This window comes from Pseudomonas sp. SDO5591_S426, from assembly GCF_054070755.1.
The window spans coordinates 1-15,446 of sequence record NZ_JBSVXD010000142.1 but is presented as its reverse complement, the minus strand read 5'-3'; the positions used below and the strand labels follow the sequence as shown (position 1 = coordinate 15,446).

Annotated in this window: 12 protein-coding genes; 4 read left to right on the top strand and 8 right to left on the bottom strand. The window is 59.9% G+C overall.

Annotated features, from left to right (window positions below; translation table 11 throughout):
- Positions 1 to 178: 178 nt before the first annotated feature.
- Positions 179 to 1,192: an AI-2E family transporter gene (locus ACW9JC_RS22450; RefSeq protein ID WP_416129395.1), complete on the top strand. Its 1,014-nt coding sequence runs from the start codon at positions 179 to 181 to the stop codon at positions 1,190 to 1,192.
- 132 nt (positions 1,193 to 1,324) lie between these two features.
- On the opposite strand, the gene ACW9JC_RS22445 is transcribed toward ACW9JC_RS22450, so the two are convergent.
- Positions 1,325 to 2,599 carry an Hsp70 family protein gene (locus ACW9JC_RS22445; protein WP_457457663.1) on the bottom strand — a complete coding sequence of 425 codons (1,275 nt, stop codon included), beginning with the start codon at positions 2,597 to 2,599 and terminating at the stop codon, positions 1,325 to 1,327.
- A 295-nt stretch (positions 2,600 to 2,894) separates the two neighbouring features.
- Between ACW9JC_RS22445 and ACW9JC_RS22440 the strand changes: the two genes are divergently transcribed.
- Together ACW9JC_RS22440 and ACW9JC_RS22435 are read left to right on the top strand one after the other, a co-directional pair.
- Positions 2,895 to 3,839: a DnaJ C-terminal domain-containing protein gene (locus tag ACW9JC_RS22440; RefSeq protein ID WP_416129397.1), complete on the top strand. Its 945-nt coding sequence runs from the start codon at positions 2,895 to 2,897 to the stop codon at positions 3,837 to 3,839.
- 23 nt (positions 3,840 to 3,862) lie between these two features.
- A complete protein-coding gene (locus ACW9JC_RS22435; RefSeq protein ID WP_457457661.1) occupies positions 3,863 to 4,168 on the top strand; it encodes a chaperone modulator CbpM in 306 nt (101 codons plus the stop codon).
- A gap of 27 nt (positions 4,169 to 4,195) precedes the next feature.
- Here the strand turns inward: ACW9JC_RS22435 and ACW9JC_RS22430 are convergent, their stop codons facing one another.
- On the bottom strand, positions 4,196 to 4,948 hold the full coding sequence (locus tag ACW9JC_RS22430; protein ID WP_457457659.1) for an RHS repeat-associated core domain-containing protein: 753 nt from the start codon (positions 4,946 to 4,948) through the stop codon (positions 4,196 to 4,198).
- Positions 4,949 to 5,071: 123 nt separating this feature from the next.
- Positions 5,072 to 6,199 carry a sensor histidine kinase gene (locus ACW9JC_RS22425; protein ID WP_457457657.1) on the bottom strand — a complete coding sequence of 376 codons (1,128 nt, stop codon included), beginning with the start codon at positions 6,197 to 6,199 and terminating at the stop codon, positions 5,072 to 5,074.
- A gap of 247 nt (positions 6,200 to 6,446) precedes the next feature.
- Between ACW9JC_RS22425 and ACW9JC_RS22420 the strand changes: the two genes are divergently transcribed.
- Positions 6,447 to 11,717, top strand: a complete 5,271-nt coding sequence (locus tag ACW9JC_RS22420) for a dermonecrotic toxin domain-containing protein (RefSeq protein ID WP_457457655.1) — start codon at positions 6,447 to 6,449, stop codon at positions 11,715 to 11,717.
- 66 nt (positions 11,718 to 11,783) lie between these two features.
- On the opposite strand, the gene ureC is transcribed toward ACW9JC_RS22420, so the two are convergent.
- The 5 genes from ureC to ureA all read right to left on the bottom strand — a co-directional run bounded on the left by ureC (position 11,784) and on the right by ureA (position 15,304).
- The gene (ureC, locus tag ACW9JC_RS22415) at positions 11,784 to 13,484 is read right to left on the bottom strand and encodes an urease subunit alpha (RefSeq protein WP_457457653.1); all 1,701 of its coding nucleotides are present in this window, start codon (positions 13,482 to 13,484) and stop codon (positions 11,784 to 11,786) included.
- A 126-nt stretch (positions 13,485 to 13,610) separates the two neighbouring features.
- On the bottom strand, positions 13,611 to 13,919 hold the full coding sequence (locus tag ACW9JC_RS22410) for an urease subunit beta (protein ID WP_457457651.1): 309 nt from the start codon (positions 13,917 to 13,919) through the stop codon (positions 13,611 to 13,613).
- Complete coding sequence (locus ACW9JC_RS22405) at positions 13,919 to 14,452, bottom strand: GNAT family N-acetyltransferase (protein ID WP_416129403.1); 534 nt, start codon at positions 14,450 to 14,452, stop codon at positions 13,919 to 13,921. Before ACW9JC_RS22405 ends, ACW9JC_RS22410 begins: the two co-directional genes overlap by 1 nt.
- Positions 14,453 to 14,458: 6 nt before the next feature.
- Positions 14,459 to 14,992 carry an N-acetyltransferase family protein gene (locus ACW9JC_RS22400; RefSeq protein WP_457457649.1) on the bottom strand — a complete coding sequence of 178 codons (534 nt, stop codon included), beginning with the start codon at positions 14,990 to 14,992 and terminating at the stop codon, positions 14,459 to 14,461.
- Between the two features lie 9 nt (positions 14,993 to 15,001).
- Positions 15,002 to 15,304: an urease subunit gamma gene (gene ureA / locus ACW9JC_RS22395; protein WP_033055605.1), complete on the bottom strand. Its 303-nt coding sequence runs from the start codon at positions 15,302 to 15,304 to the stop codon at positions 15,002 to 15,004.
- Positions 15,305 to 15,446: the final 142 nt, after the last annotated feature.

Genomic DNA, 15,446 nt, shown 5'->3' with positions numbered 1-15,446 from the left:
TACATTTGTCCTGTGTACTCAGTTCCACTGTAGGAGCGAGCCTGCTCGCGATGGGGTCGGTAAGGACGCTGCAAAAAACCGGCAACCCCCGACCAAGGTCGCCCCACACAATCCCTAGTGCTGACACCGGATCGCTGGCAGACTGCCAATCCTTTTACGCCGTTCGTTTTGAGGCTGTATGCCAACGTTTTCTCAGCGTCAAGTTTTGCTGGTCATCAGCTGGGTCATCATCTTTGGTGGGCTGCTGCTGGTGATACCGCTGCGGTTGCTGCCGAGTCTGCTGGCCGGGTTGCTGGTGTTCGAACTGGTCAACATGCTCACTCCGCAATTGCAGCGGTTGATTGAAGGCCGGCGTGCGCGCTGGCTTGCGGTGGCGTTGCTGGGGACATTGATTGTCAGCGTGTTGACGCTGATCTTTGCCGGCGCCATCAGCTTCCTGCTGCACGAAGCGGAAAACCCCGGCGCGTCCCTCGACAAGTTCATGGGCGTGGTCGACCGCGCGCGCGGGCAACTGCCGCCGTTCATCGATGCCTATCTGCCGGCCAGCGCCGCCGAGTTTCGCGTAGCGATTGGCGAATGGATCAGCAAGCACCTCAGCGACTTGCAACTGGTTGGCAAGGACGCGGCGCACATGTTCGTGACGTTGCTGATCGGCATGGTGCTCGGTGCGATCATCGCCTTGCAGCGGATTCCGGACCTGACCAAACGCAAGCCATTGGCTGCGGCGCTGTTTGATCGCCTGCATCTGCTGGTCCAGGCCTTTCGCAATATCGTGTTCGCACAGATCAAGATTTCCCTGCTCAACACCTTCTTCACCGGGATCTTCCTGGCGGTGGTGCTGCCGATGTTCGGCATCAAGTTGCCGCTCACCAAAACCCTGATCGTGCTGACTTTCCTGCTCGGCCTGTTGCCGGTGATCGGCAACCTGATGTCGAACACCCTGATCACCATCGTCGGCCTGTCGCTGTCGATCTGGGTGGCCCTGGCGGCGCTGGGTTACCTGATCGTTATCCACAAGCTCGAATACTTTCTCAACGCGCGCATCGTCGGCGGGCAGATCAGTGCCAAGTCATGGGAGTTGCTGTTGGCGATGCTGGTGTTCGAGGCCGCGTTCGGCCTGCCGGGGGTGGTGGCGGGGCCGATTTATTACGCGTACCTGAAGAGCGAGTTGAAGCAGGTGGGGATGGTTTGATCGGGGAGATGTATTGCCTGATCTGACGTCATCGCGGGCAAGCCCGCTCCCACAGGTATGGCGTATGCCGCGAAAACGGCGCTGTACCTGTGGGAGCTGGCTTGCCAGCGATGGAGGCGACTCGGTTCCGGATCAGCCCATCGAACCGTAACGCTTCGACGCCTCAATCGCCAAACCGCTACCAATACTGCCGAAGATATTCCCCTCCACATGCCGCGCATTCGGCAACATCGCCGAAACGCTGTTGCGCAGCGCCGGAATGCCGCTCGAACCACCGGTGAAGAACACCGTATCGACCTGATCAACCCGCACGTCGGCATCTGCCAGCAACTGGGTCACGCTGTTGCGCACGCGTTCCAGCAGGTTGTCGATGGCCGATTCGAATAGCGCGCGGCTCAGTTCCACGCTCAAACCGGCTTCGATGCGATCCAGCGGCACGTGGCGATGTTCGGCGTGGGTCAGCTGGATCTTGGTTTCTTCGACTTCCATCGCCAGCCAGTGCCCGGCGCGCTGTTCGATCAGCTTGAACAGGCGATCGATGCCGCCGGTGTCTTCAATGTCGTAACGCATGCTGCCCAAGGCCAGTTGCGACTTCTGCGAGTACACCGAGTTGATGGTGTGCCAGGTCGCTAGGTTCATGTGGTGGCTGGTGGGCATGTAGGCGCCGCTCTTCATGCGGCTGCCGTAGCCGAACAGCGGCATCAGGCCTTGCAGGCTCAGTTGCTTGTCGAAGTCGGTCCCGCCGATGTGCACGCCACCGGTGGCCAGGATGTCTTCGTGGCGGTTGTCGTGGTTGCGGCGCTCCGGCGACAGGCGCACCAGCGAGAAGTCGGACGTACCACCGCCGATGTCGACGATCAGCACCAGTTCTTCTTTCTCGATGGTCGACTCGTAGTCGAATGCCGCAGCAATCGGTTCGAACTGGAACGAGACTTCCTTGAAGCCGATCTTGCGCGCCACATCCACCAGAGTGTCTTCGGCTTCTTTGTCGGCCATCGGATCATCGTCGACAAAAAACACCGGACGACCCAGCACCACTTCTTCGAATTCCCGACCGGCGGCGACTTCTGCGCGGCTTTTGAGCTGGCCGATGAACAGCCCGAGCAGGTCTTTGAACGGCATCGCCGTGCCGAGGACGCTGGTGTCGTGCTTGATCAGCTTGGAACCCAGCAGGCTCTTGAGCGAGCGCATCAGGCGACCTTCGTAGCCTTCCAGGTACTCGTGCAGCGCCAGGCGGCCGTACACCGGGCGGCGTTCTTCGAGGTTGAAGAAGACCACCGAGGGCAGGGTGATCTTGTCGTCCTCCAGCGCAATCAGCGTTTCCACACCGGGGCGCAGCCAGCCGACGGTGGAGTTGGACGTGCCAAAATCGATACCAACGGCACGGGCTGGAGAGGCGTTGTTCATGTCTTTCAAGTTCCGGTTAAAAAACGGCCGCGCAGTGTATGCCAGTGCGGCACAGAATCGAAGGCCGACTATCCGCTAAATCTTGCCACTGCGCCTTGAAAGACGTGCCATCACCCCCAAACTACCCTGCATCAACCGGACAGCCGCGCTGTGACCGCAAGTCGCCCCGCCTGCTGCCGATAAACTTCTGATGCGCTGCCCGGTCACAACCATGAGATCGGTCAAGCCCTGCGCTGCAAACAGGCGCATGCTGTGGCAGGTGGCGCGACCTCGATAACGGATGGTGATTCCCGCGATGGACTTCAAAGACTATTACAAGATTCTCGGTGTAGAGCCGACGGCAGACGACAAGGCGATCAAGGCCGCCTATCGCAAGCTGGCGCGCAAATACCACCCGGACGTCAGCAAGGAAAAGGACGCCGAGGCCAAGTTCAAGGACGCCTCTGAAGCCTATGAAGCGCTGAAAAGCGCCGACAAGCGCGCCGAATACGACGACTTGCGCCGTTATGGCCAGCATGGCCAGCCGTTCCAGGGACCACCGGGCTGGCAGAGCCGTGGCGGTTTTGGTGGCGGTGGCCAGGATACCGGCGATTTTTCGGACTTCTTCAGTTCGATCTTCGGTAACCGTGGCCCCGGATTTGGTGGTGCAGAGTCGCGTCGCAGCAGCGGGCGTCGAGGGCAAGACGTGGAAATGGAACTTGGGATCTTTCTCGAAGAAACCCTCTCGAACGAATCGAAGAAGGTCACCTTCCAGGTGCCGCAATACAACGCCGCTGGCCAGCACGTCAGCAATACCCCGAAAAGCCTGAACGTGAAAATCCCGGCCGGCGTGACCGACGGCGAGCGTATCCGCCTCAAGGGTCAAGGCGCACCGGGTATCGGTGGTGGCGCCAACGGCGATCTGTACCTGACGATCCGTTTTGCCCCGCACCCGAAATTCGACGTCGAAGGCGAAAACCTGATCATCACCCTGCCGCTGGCACCGTGGGAGCTGGCGTTGGGGGCTGAAGTCGCGGTGCCGACCCTGACCGGCAAGATCAACCTCAAGGTTCCGGCCGGCAGCCAGAACGGCCAGCGCATGCGCGCCAAGGGCCACGGCCTGCTGAACAAGGCGGGTGAACGCGGTTACCTGTTCGTGCAACTGAAGGCGGTCATGCCGAAAAAATCGGACGATGACATCAAGGCCTTGTGGCAGGAGCTGGCGAAGAAAGCAGCGTTCGACCCGAGAGAAAATTTCTGATCCAAGACACGGAGTAGCCCGTCATGAGCAACCCCCTGATCGTTCAACTGGACCTGGCAGAATTCTGTGAGGCGACCGATTTGTCGGACGTCTACGTGATCGAAATCGTCGAGCACGGCATCCTCGAACCTCAGGGTGCCGTGCCCAAGGATTGGCGTTTCACCGATTACGAACTGACCCTGGCCAAGCGCGCCGCCAAGCTGCGGCGCGATCTGGAGCTGGAATGGGAAGGCGTCGCCCTGGCGCTGGATCTGCTTGAAGAAGTGCAGCAACTGCGGGCTGAGAACCGGATGTTGAAGCAGCGGTTGGGGCGGTTGGTGGTGGAGTAGTTGTTTGGATGCTCACCGGCGCGCCGGTTAAGACGAGCCTCTCAGAATATTGCTGGCTGCATTTAGGTCTACTTGTTCCACACCGTTGCGACCGACCGAAACTGCATTTTCAAGTTTGTATGGAAGGGGCAGAAAAGGGCGTGTAGCCGATTCCTTCCCTGTTACGCGGTTACCAGGTTTTAAAGCTCTTTGCACGGGCGGGGGCGGCTTTAAGTTTCTATGTACGATCGGGGCCGGCTTTAAATCTCTGTTTACGCGCGGGGCCAGTTTCGGGGGAGGTATTGCTAGTGGCGTTGAGATAGTTTCTGTCAGTGTCTCAGACGATTGCCGTGTCTCAAGTATCTCGTAGGTTAGAGCAGGTCGATTGCGAGCCTCGGTGAGGAAACTCCTAATATTTCTCCACCACTTCGCTGGATTGAAGTGCCCCGTCGGGTCTGTACCCATCACCGGCTCCCCCCCGCAATACATATACGCATTCAACCCACCCTCCCCAAACGGGCTCCAACTGTCCGGACTATGAAAGCGCATCAACACCGGGTTGTAAGCCCTGTAGCCATTGCCCAGCAGATACCAGCCGAGTCTCACCTCCCGTAGCTGACCGTTGAAGCCCAGCCGCGTGGCGATTTCCTGCGGTGCGGACTGTTCGCCATAGACTGAATACGCGATTGGATTGGGCTTTCCACCCAGGACTTCGGAAAGCGCCGAATTCTTGCTGTCGGTGGCCAACAGGACGGTATGTGACTGGCGCGAGCGGCGATCACTATTTGCGGCGTCGGTCATGGTGGAGCCTGCCTTCATGGCTGAATTCGTACTTCCAGTTTTACTCGGACGGCCAAGGGTTGGGAACTATCAGAACTGATAGTGAGTGAGGGGTTTCTACGGCGCCTGTGCTGGCGATAGACCTTACACCTTCCTCGGCAACACCACGGTAAACAGCGTGCCGTCAGCCTCATTCGAGCTGACCTCAATCGTCCCCTGATGCGCATCCACCACTTCCTTGACGATAAACAACCCCAGCCCAAGGCTGGTGGTGGGTTCGCCGAGCTCTTCACTGGCGCTGCGCACCAACGGATCGAAAATCGTTGGAATTGCGTCGGCAGGGATCGGTATGCCGTCGTTGTGCACGGTCAACTGAACGCTGGTGGCATCGCCCTTGAGCGTCAAGGTTACTTCACGTTTGTCCGAGCCATGCTGCAGCGCGTTGCCGATCAGGTTTTGCAGCATCTGGTCCAGTCGCCGCGGATCCCACACACCCTGGGTGTCCCCCACGATGTCCAGGGTCGGATCGCATTCGGGCTGAGCGGCGCAGGCCCGGGCGATGGCGTCCTGTGTTGCCTGGGCCAGGTCCATGGGGGTCGGTTCGATCGGCAGGCTCTTGTCCAGACGGCTGCGCACCAGCTCCAGCAGGTCGTTGACCATCATAGACATGTGACCGGTGCCGCGTTTTATGTGGGTTGCGCACTTCAACGCATCGCCTTCGAGGTTGGCTTTGCGCAACAGCATTTCGGTGGACATGTTCACTGCTTGCAGTGGGGTGCGCAGGTCGTGGCCGAGAATCGCCAGGAAAATGTCCCGCGAGCGATTGACCCGCTCGGCGTAGGCCGCGGTGGACTCGGCCAGTGCTTCGTCAATGGCCTCATTGAAACGGATCATGTCCTGGAAGTAGGCCATGTCGGGGGATTCGAGGCTGTTGACCCACAGGCGAATCACGCACGCCCGTAAATGGCGGAATTCGCTGGTCATCTGCACCAGATCGAAACCCACGGTGTGGCGCAGTTCGCCATGGCTGGCGCCGGCTTCATCCAGGCTCGGGGTTTTCTCCGGGCCTTCGCCACGGGCCTTGGCCGCTTGTTCACCGGGACTTTGGGGTTTGTTCATATCCCGCGCTGCGGCCAGCAGGATCGAGCGCGCATGGTCGCGCAGCGCCGGGCCATCCATGGTGTCGGCGGCAGGGGTGATGGTTTTGGCGAACAGCTCCCACTCATCGACGATGCGGTCAACGTTTTTGACGATGAACTCGGAAAGACGCATGGCGGTTACCTGTGCATGAAACGGGGGCTGCGAATCGAATAGTAGTCCCTTTGGCGGGAAAAACACGACCGCTCATGCACAGGCACGAACCGAGGCCTCTGTGGCGGTACTTATGTATCGGCGACTCGCTGATTTTCGAACTGTCCGCACCGTTTCAGCGGGTTGCTCCAACAGTTATTTGGACTTTTGTTTCAGGCGAGGGTGAATAAGCTGGTGGCTCATTTCTTGTCATCAAGGTGATTCAAACGTGTCTGATTTGCATGGAAGCAATTCACGGAAAAAGCCCGAAACCCTGAGCACCGAAAATAACGGCGTGCACTACCTTCGCGTGCTCGGTGTGATTCCGGGCGCCATAAAGAATGCGTCGTTGCCGAGGTTGACGGCCCTTGCGGCACTCAAGCCTCAGGTGCCCGATTGGTACAGCGGTGCACGGGACATCGACCGTCAATTCCTCAAGGAACTGATTGACGAACGCTGGCGCCTGCAAGGCGTGCTGGACACGACGCTGGGCGACTTGCAGCACGACATCGAGGCTTTCGCCGAACCGCTGCTCAGTGCGTCAATGCAGTCGACATTCGGTTCGGTCGAGAACATCCATGAGCTCACTGTGCAACTTGAGGTGCCGAGCACGATCATCTTCGGCATTGATACCGGAGCCAGTCGCGTCAGGCACTCCACGTTGCTCGAAGCGGCGCTGCACAATTTCGAAGAGGCCGAAACTGCCGACGACGCTAGGCGAAACAGTTCGGGTGTTTACCGCAAAGATGGGCGCGGCAGTCTTGCTCTTGAACCAAGTATCAAGCTGCCGGAGTTCGCCTCGTTATGCCGAAGTCTGGACATCGGCGCCCAGTATCAGCAGCACATCAAGAATGTCCTGCTGCCCGCGACCGCGCAGGCGCAGCGGACCTTGCAACAAGACTCGATCGCCAGTGAAAAGGCCGCTTTTCATGTCGCCACCCTGATCGCCCGGTTGAAGGGCGACATCAGCGATCATGCCTACGGCAAACTGGGTCAATTGCGCGAGGGCCAGGCTATCACCACGCTGTACGACCAGCCGTTGTACTGCCATCGCTTGTCACTGATGGGCTGCAGGCTGACCGGCATTGTGCTGTTCAGTGCGGTGGCCGAACCCTCGCAAGTCAAGCTTGAAATCCAAGGGCTGACACCGGCGCTGCTGAGCTTCTGGATCGATTGGTCCCGGCGTATCCCATTACTGCCCGGGCAGGATTACGATCGATTCAAACTGTTGCAGGCTTTTTTCGCCAATGGGCCGCAGGGGCTTAGTGATGAGCTTTTGCGCCGGGAAGACATCTACCAGCAAAGTCGTTTGTCCGGACCGCTGATTGCCTACGTGCCGGACGATCCGGACCATCCCTTGAAGGAATATCCGTCGCTGACCGCCTTCATGAAGGAATTGATTGGTCAGTTGAGAAGCACGGAATATCAGGCCTTTTTCAGCCGTTTTGTCGCGCAGAAGGACAAAGCGCTGTTTTCCTCTCGGGTCAATGAACGCCTCACAACGTTCACCTGGCATGAGCGTGAACCGCTCGACATGGGCCCGTGGTGGCGTGAAACGGCAGTGGAGAATCCTGACGCCGAGCCCGTCACCAATCGTGTTGATGGTGATTTGTGGATAACGCTGTTTCGCGAGCGTCGCAACAAGGCCATCGCCGATGCCAGGCTCATCGCCGTACCGACCGATGATGAGGACGCGACCGCCCGCTTCAAACGCTTGACCGGTTATCTGTCCATCGGTTGGAACGTGTTCAATTTTGCCGCGATGCTGGTGCCGGGTCTGGGTGAAGCCATGCTCGGCATCATGGTCGCGCAAATGCTTGCCGAGGTCGCGGAGGGCGTAGAGGACTGGAGCAAGGGCGACAAAGAACAAGCCTCGAGCTATTTCAATGGAGTCCTGATCAACTTCGCGCAATTGGCGCTCATGGGCACCGCACATGTGGTGCCCGGCGCCAGTGTCGCGGCGATCAAGGTCGCGCCGTTCGTCGAGGGGCTCAAGCCCGTGGAAATCGGCGGCAAGACGCGATTGTGGAACCCGGATCTCGGCCCCTATGAACAACCGGTCGCTTTGCCTGAAGACGCGAAGGCCGGCGATCAGGGCCTGTTCCGACATCAGGATCAGGACCTGCTGCGGCTCAATGACAAAAGCTATGAGGTCAGGCAAGACCCGAACACTGGCGAGCATCGCCTGCAACACCCGACCCGCACTGACGCTTACCAGCCGCGCGTGGAGCACAACGGCGCTGGCAGCTGGAAGACCGAACTCGACCAACCACTCGAATGGGATCGACGTGCCGTGCTCAGACGCCTGGGCGCTTCGGCGGATGGATTCTCCAATGAAACCCTGGAGCAGATTCTGACCGTCAGCGGCGTGCACGAAAACGTCTTGCGCCGACTGCATGTCGAGCACGAAACCCCGCCCGCGCTGCTGGCCGACACCCTCACACGCTTCAAGGCCCATGCCGATGCCGAAGCCTGTGCGCAACAGATTCTGGCCAATCGGATTGATGATGAGTGGGCTGATTACTCGCTGCGGCTCATGACGGAATTGCGCGGCTGGCCCGGTGACAAGGCCATTGAAGTGTTCGAGGGACCGGACCTGACCGGTGCATCGATCAAGGATGGCTACGCCGATGCGTCAACAACCAATACTTTGCAGATAACCAGATCTGAACTGCGAAGGGGTCAATTGCCCCAACGGGTAGTGAGTTTTCTTGACGAACCGGCACTGCGCGAACTGCTCGGAGAATGGTATTCCGGTGACGGGCTGAAACGTGCCCAAGCGCTGCGTGATCAGTGGGCGGCGTTGGCGCGTCAGCGCAAAAGTCAGTTGTTCGAGTTGCTGTACAAGAACCGGACACGGTCGGACGATCCATGGGTGAACCTGCTCAAGGGCGACGGGGCAGAGATCTCGACCAGTCAGGCGAAAGCGCTGCTGAGTGAAGCGCATCCATCGGATGAGCAGCATTTTCACGAAAAACAACGCGTGCCGTTGCGACTGGCAGAGCAAACCCGCAAAGCAGCAGAGCAACTGCGGATGACACGGGCGTATGAAGGCCTGTACCTCGATGGACTGCACAATCGCGATACCGCACGCCTGGAGTTGCATTCGCTGGCCGCTCTGCCGAACTGGCCGGCGGATCTGCGTCTGGAAATTCGTGAATACTCATTCGAGGGACCATTGACCGACAGTCTCGGCCCCGTCGACGCGACGACCCGCAAAGTGCTGATCTGGGGCGAGGACGGCAAGTACGAAGCTCGGGATGACAGCGATCAACATCTGCACGGTGCGGACAATTTGTACGCCGCCGTGCTGCACGCCTTGCCCGATGTGCAACGAACAGCCCTGGGTTTTGAAATCGACGAGGCATCGCGGCTTGAGCTAGCGATAAAAGTACGCCCGCTGGATCGCTACGTGTTTGAGCCGATGCTGCTGGACAATCCGAATTTCAAACCGGCGTACGACCCGGCCAACATGCGCCTGCGTGGCGGCATGCCCGGTTACGCACAGCAAGTGCCGCGCGGGGTTGGCCTGCGGCGGCGGGTGCGTGGGTTGTATCCGGGATTCTCGCCGGAGGAAGTTGAAAACCTGCTGACTGAGCTCAGTCAGGGCGAAGGCTCGGTGCATGAGCGGCTTGCCGCACTGGAAGCCGAGTTCAATCAGTTGAACCACGCCATGCAACGCTGGATGAACTCGCCGACGCAGTCGTTTCGTTTTAGCCCCGCGGGGGTGGCGGAGTGGCATGCACGGAACCGGCTCTACAAAATGATCAGGCAATGCTGGCAGCGAACCGGCCCCGAAGGCATAGAAGCTTCCGGCGTCGTACGGCCGCAGGCATTGAAACTGGACAACATTCCCAAGCTGAACCAGCTGCTGGAAACCTTGCCCAAGCTGGAGGCCAACTTTGACCACGTCACCAGCCTGAGCATGCGCGGTGGCCAATTGCGTTCCACGCACTTGCCGTTCCTCGACTCGTTCCATCAGGTGCGCTACCTCAATCTGCAGAACAATCTGCTGACGGCTGTTCCGCAGGTGTTGAAAGACATGCGTCATCTCACCGACCTGTTCCTCAATGACAACCGCATTGAACTGGATGTGCTGGCGGTGGATCGTTTGAAGAAGCTCACTCGCCTGCGGTCCTTGGGGTTGCGCGGCAATCCGCTGAAGCTTGTACCGGACATCAGTCGCATGCCGCATTTGCAGGTGCTGTTGCTGAACGATACCGGGCTGGACACCTGGCCGGTCGGGCTTTTTTCCCAGTCGCGGCCACGCAGCATCTATCTTGATCTGAGCCGCAACCCGATCAGTCGGATACCCGACGTCGCACCGGGTTCGTTTCGCGCCGAGTTGCTGGCGCGCACGGTGATCAGTCGGGAGCCGCGCTGGATGTCGCCGGAAAATCTCGACACCCTCAAGTTTTACATCGAGTCGGTCGGCATGGACCCTGAACGGCGATATCCACCCCGAGGCACGCTGGACAGTGCCGACTGGTGGATGGGGATGACACAGAAGCAATGGGAGGCCAGGCAACTTGTATGGAACGCGGTCGAGGATGAGTTCGACTCGATGCCGTTCTTCAACGAAATCCGCCAACTCACCCAATCCGCTGATTTCAAGGCCGGTGACACTTACCAAACGGAACTGACCGCCAAGGTCTGGCGCATGCTGGAAGCCATGGCCGACGACAGTGAGTTGCGCGTCAAACTGTTCAGCGAAGCGGCATCCACCACTCAGTGTGTGGATGGCGGCACGCAACTGTTCAACGCCATGGGTGTGCAGGTGCTGATTCATGAGGCTTACGCCCTGGAACGCGCAGACCTGATCGAAGCGCAATTGCTGGAGCTGGCCCTGGGCAAGTCGCGGCTCGATGAGCTCGGGGCCATCGCACGACAGCGAGTGGCGGCGCGCGTGGCGAAGGGCGAGCAATTGCGTCGCATTGACGGTCTTGGCAATGTCGCCGGCACCATTGATGAGGTCGAAGTTCACCTGGCCTACATGACCGATCTGGCCAAGCGTCTTGATCTGCCATGGCAGGCGCGTGGCATGCAGTTTCGCAAGATCGCCGGGGTCGACAAGGAAATGATCGAGGCGGCATTCCAGCGGATCAAGGCGCTGGAGGAAGGTGATCTGCTGACTGACCGCATCTTCGAACAACCGCTCTGGAGAACCTGGCTGGAGTCCACTTACCGCGAGGAACTCAATGGTCTGAAGCGTCGCATCGACGCCACCACCGATTTGCAGGATGCATTGCAGCGCAGGGCCGAAGGGACGCAATTCACCGCTGAGGAAAAAGCTCAGGTGGAAGCGGAAATCAAGGCGCTGTGTGGTGAGCTGGGCAAAAGTGGAAGTGATTTCGCGGATGGCCAGCTCATGACGGACGAGGCGTATGTTCAAGCCTTGAATGACATCGACCGGCAGATCACACAACAACTGAGAACGCTGACCCGCGAAGCGATGACTCGGGCCAAACTGGATCGGCTGCGGATTGAGCCTGCTCAGTAATCCCGGAAAAAGCAAAGGCCTCGACACGCGGTGTACGAGGCCTTTGTTTGTGGCGCACCCGCCGATTCAGAACAGGAAGTAACGCTGGGCCATCGGCAGGGTTTCCGCCGGTTCACACCAGAGCAAAACTCCATCGGCCTTGACCTGATAAGTCTGCGGGTCGACGTCGATGTTCGGCAGGTAATCGTTGTGGATCAGGTCGGTTTTCTGCACCTCGCGGCAACCTTTGACCACGGCGATTTTCTTCTTCAGCCCCAGCGCTTCAGGCAAGCCTGCTTCGTGCGCTGCCTGGCTGATAAAGGTCAGGCTGGTGGCGTGCAGCGAGCCGCCGTAACTGGCGAACATCGGGCGGTAGTGCACCGGTTGCGGAGTTGGAATCGAAGCGTTGGCGTCGCCCATCAGGCTGGCCGCGATGGCACCGCCCTTGAGGATCAGCGTCGGTTTTACGCCGAAAAACGCCGGGCGCCAGAGCACCAGATCCGCCCACTTGCCCACTTCCACCGAACCCACTTCATGGCTGATGCCGTGGGTGATCGCCGGGTTGATGGTGTATTTGGCGATGTAGCGTTTGGCGCGGAAGTTGTCGTTGCCTTCACCGTCCAGCGGCAGCGGGCCGCGCTGCTTTTTCATCTTGTCGGCGGTCTGCCAGGTGCGCGTGATCACTTCGCCGACGCGGCCCATGGCCTGGCTGTCGGAGCTGATCATCGAGAATGCGCCAAGGTCGTGGAGGATGTCTTCGGCGGCAATCGTCTCGCGGCGGATACGGCTTTCGGCGAACGCGACGTCTTCGGCAATGCTCGGGTCCAGGTGGTGGCAGACCATCAGCATGTCGAGGTGTTCATCGATGGTGTTGCGGGTGAACGGCCGGGTCGGGTTGGTCGAACTCGGCAGCACGTTGGCAAAGCCGCAGGCCTTGATGATGTCCGGCGCGTGACCGCCACCGGCACCTTCGGTGTGGTAGGTGTGAATAGTCCTGCCCTTGAATGCGCCGAGGGTGGTTTCGACGAAACCGGATTCGTTGAGGGTGTCGGTGTGGATCGCCACCTGCACGTCGTACTGATCGGCGACGTTCAGACAGTTGTCGATGCTCGCCGGGGTGGTGCCCCAGTCTTCGTGCAACTTGAGGCCGATGGCGCCGGCCTTGACCTGCTCGATCAACGGCTCCGGCAGGCTGGCGTTGCCCTTGCCGGTGAGGCCGATGTTCATCGGAAATGCGTCGGCGGCCTGGAGCATGCGCGCCAGATGCCACGGCCCGGAGGTGCAAGTGGTGGCGTTGGTGCCGGTGGCCGGGCCGGTGCCACCGCCGATCATGGTGGTCACGCCGCTCATCAAGGCCTCTTCGATCTGCTGCGGGCAGATGAAGTGGATGTGGGTGTCGATGCCGCCGGCGGTGAGGATCATGCCTTCACCGGCAATTACTTCGGTGCCGGCGCCAATGGCGATGGTCACATTGGGCTGGATGTCCGGGTTGCCGGCCTTGCCGATCGCCGCGATGCGTCCGTCCTTGAGACCGACGTCCGCCTTGACGATGCCCCAATGGTCGATGATCAGCGCATTGGTGATCAGCGTGTCGACCACTTCGGCGGCCAGCAACTGGCTTTGGCCCTGGCCGTCTCGGATGACTTTACCGCCGCCGAATTTCACTTCTTCGCCGTAGGTGGTGAAGTCTTTTTCCACTTCGATCCACAGTTCGGTGTCGGCCAGACGGACCTTGTCGCCGACGGTGGGGCCGAACATGTCGGCGTAGGCTTGACGGGAAATCTTCATTGCAGTTCCTTCATTGATCGTTCCCACGCTCTGCGTGGGAATGCCGCCATGGACGCTCTGCGTCCGCCGTTATGTGACGCGGAGCGTCACGGGATGCATTCCCACGCGGAGCGTAGGAACGATCAGTCAGTCGAGATCGCCCATGATCCGCCCGGCGAACCCGAACACCCGGCGATGCCCGGCCAGGTCCACCAACTCGATATCGCGGCTCTGTCCCGGTTCGAAGCGCACGGCGGTGCCGGCGGGAATGTTCAGGCGCATGCCGCGACTGGCGGCGCGGTCGAAGGTCAGGGCGTCGTTGGTTTCGAAAAAGTGATAGTGCGAGCCGACCTGGATCGGCCGGTCGCCGCTGTTGGCCACCGTCATGCTGATCGTGCGGCGGCCGACGTTGAGTTCGATGTCGCCGGGCCGGATCTGGTATTCACCGGGAATCATCAATGGGCTCCTTGCAGGACTTTGTAATAGAGGGCGGTCGGCTTGTAGAGGCCGCTCGGATCGCAGGCGTAGTCGGGAATCTCACCGGCGCGGGTGTAACCCAACGCCTTGTAGAAATCTTCAGCGGGCGAGCCGGCTTCAGTGTCGAGGTAGAGCATGCCGCGTTTGTATTGCAGCGCGGCCTGTTCCAACGCGGTCATCAATTGTTGGCCCAAACCACGACGCCGCGCGTGCTCGCGCACCAATAGCTTCTGCACCTCGGCGCGGTTCAAACCATTGGCTTTCTGGCACAGCCCCAGTTGCACGCTGGCTTGCACCTGTTCGTCCTTGACCACCACCCACAGCAACACGTTGCCCTTGTTCAGATTCTCCTGAACCTCATCGAAATACGCGCGGGCCTGCGTGGCATCGAGGTCGGCCATGAAGCCGACGCTGGCGCCATAGCCGACGGCATCGAGCAACAAATCGATCAAACCCTGACGATAGTGCGCAAAGCTTTCAACGTTGACGCGTCGCAGTTGGGCGGGGTTCATGGGCTATCACTCCTTGTTGGCGGCCGGTGGTTGCGCGCCAGGATTAAGGGTCAGTTGCATGAAGGTCAGGTCCAGCCAGCGACCGAACTTGGTGCCCACCTGAGGCATCTGCCCGGTGGCCACGAAACCGATGCGCTCGTGGATACGGATGGACGCGGCGTTGCCACTTTCGATGGCGGCGACCATCACGTGTTTGCCACAGCCCTTGGCGCGCTCGATCAGCACGTCCATCAATTTTGGCCCGAGGCCGTTACCGCGCTGATCGCTGCGCACGTAGACCGAGTGCTCGACGGTGTGACGGAAGCCGTCGAACGGTCGCCAGTCGCCAAACGAGGCGTAACCCAGCACGGTGTTGTCTGCGTCGACGATCACCAGAATCGGGTAAGCCTGGGACTGTCGCGCGCTGAACCAGGCCTGGCGGTTGCCGAGGTCCACGGCCTGTTCGTTCCAGATCGCGGTGGTGTTGAGCACTGCGTCGTTGTAGATGTCGCGGATCGCCGGCAGGTCGGCATGCACCGCGTCGCGTATTTGGTAAGTCATGGCGTGGCCTCAGGCGATCGGTTGGTGGACGGTGACCAGTTTGGTGCCGTCGGGGAAAGTCGCTTCGACCTGAATCTCCGGGATCATTTCCGGGATGCCTTCCATCACTTGTTCGCGGCTGAGCAGGGTGGTGCCGAAGTGCATCAACTCGGCCACGGTCCGGCCGTCGCGGGCGCCTTCAAGCAGCGCTGCGGAGATATAAGCCATGGCCTCCGGATAATTGAGTTTCACGCCGCGAGCCAAACGCCGCTCGGCGACGAGGCCGGCGGTGAAGATCAGCAGCTTGTCTTTTTCACGTGGGGTCAGGTCCATTGGTGCAATCCATCAGGGCAGATAAAAAGGTATTCGGGCACGTAAACACGACCCCTGTGGGAGCTGGCTTGCCAGCGATGGGGACCTCGAGGCCGCCAAAAGCATCGATGGCAAGCCAGCTCCCACAAGGATCAGTGTTCAT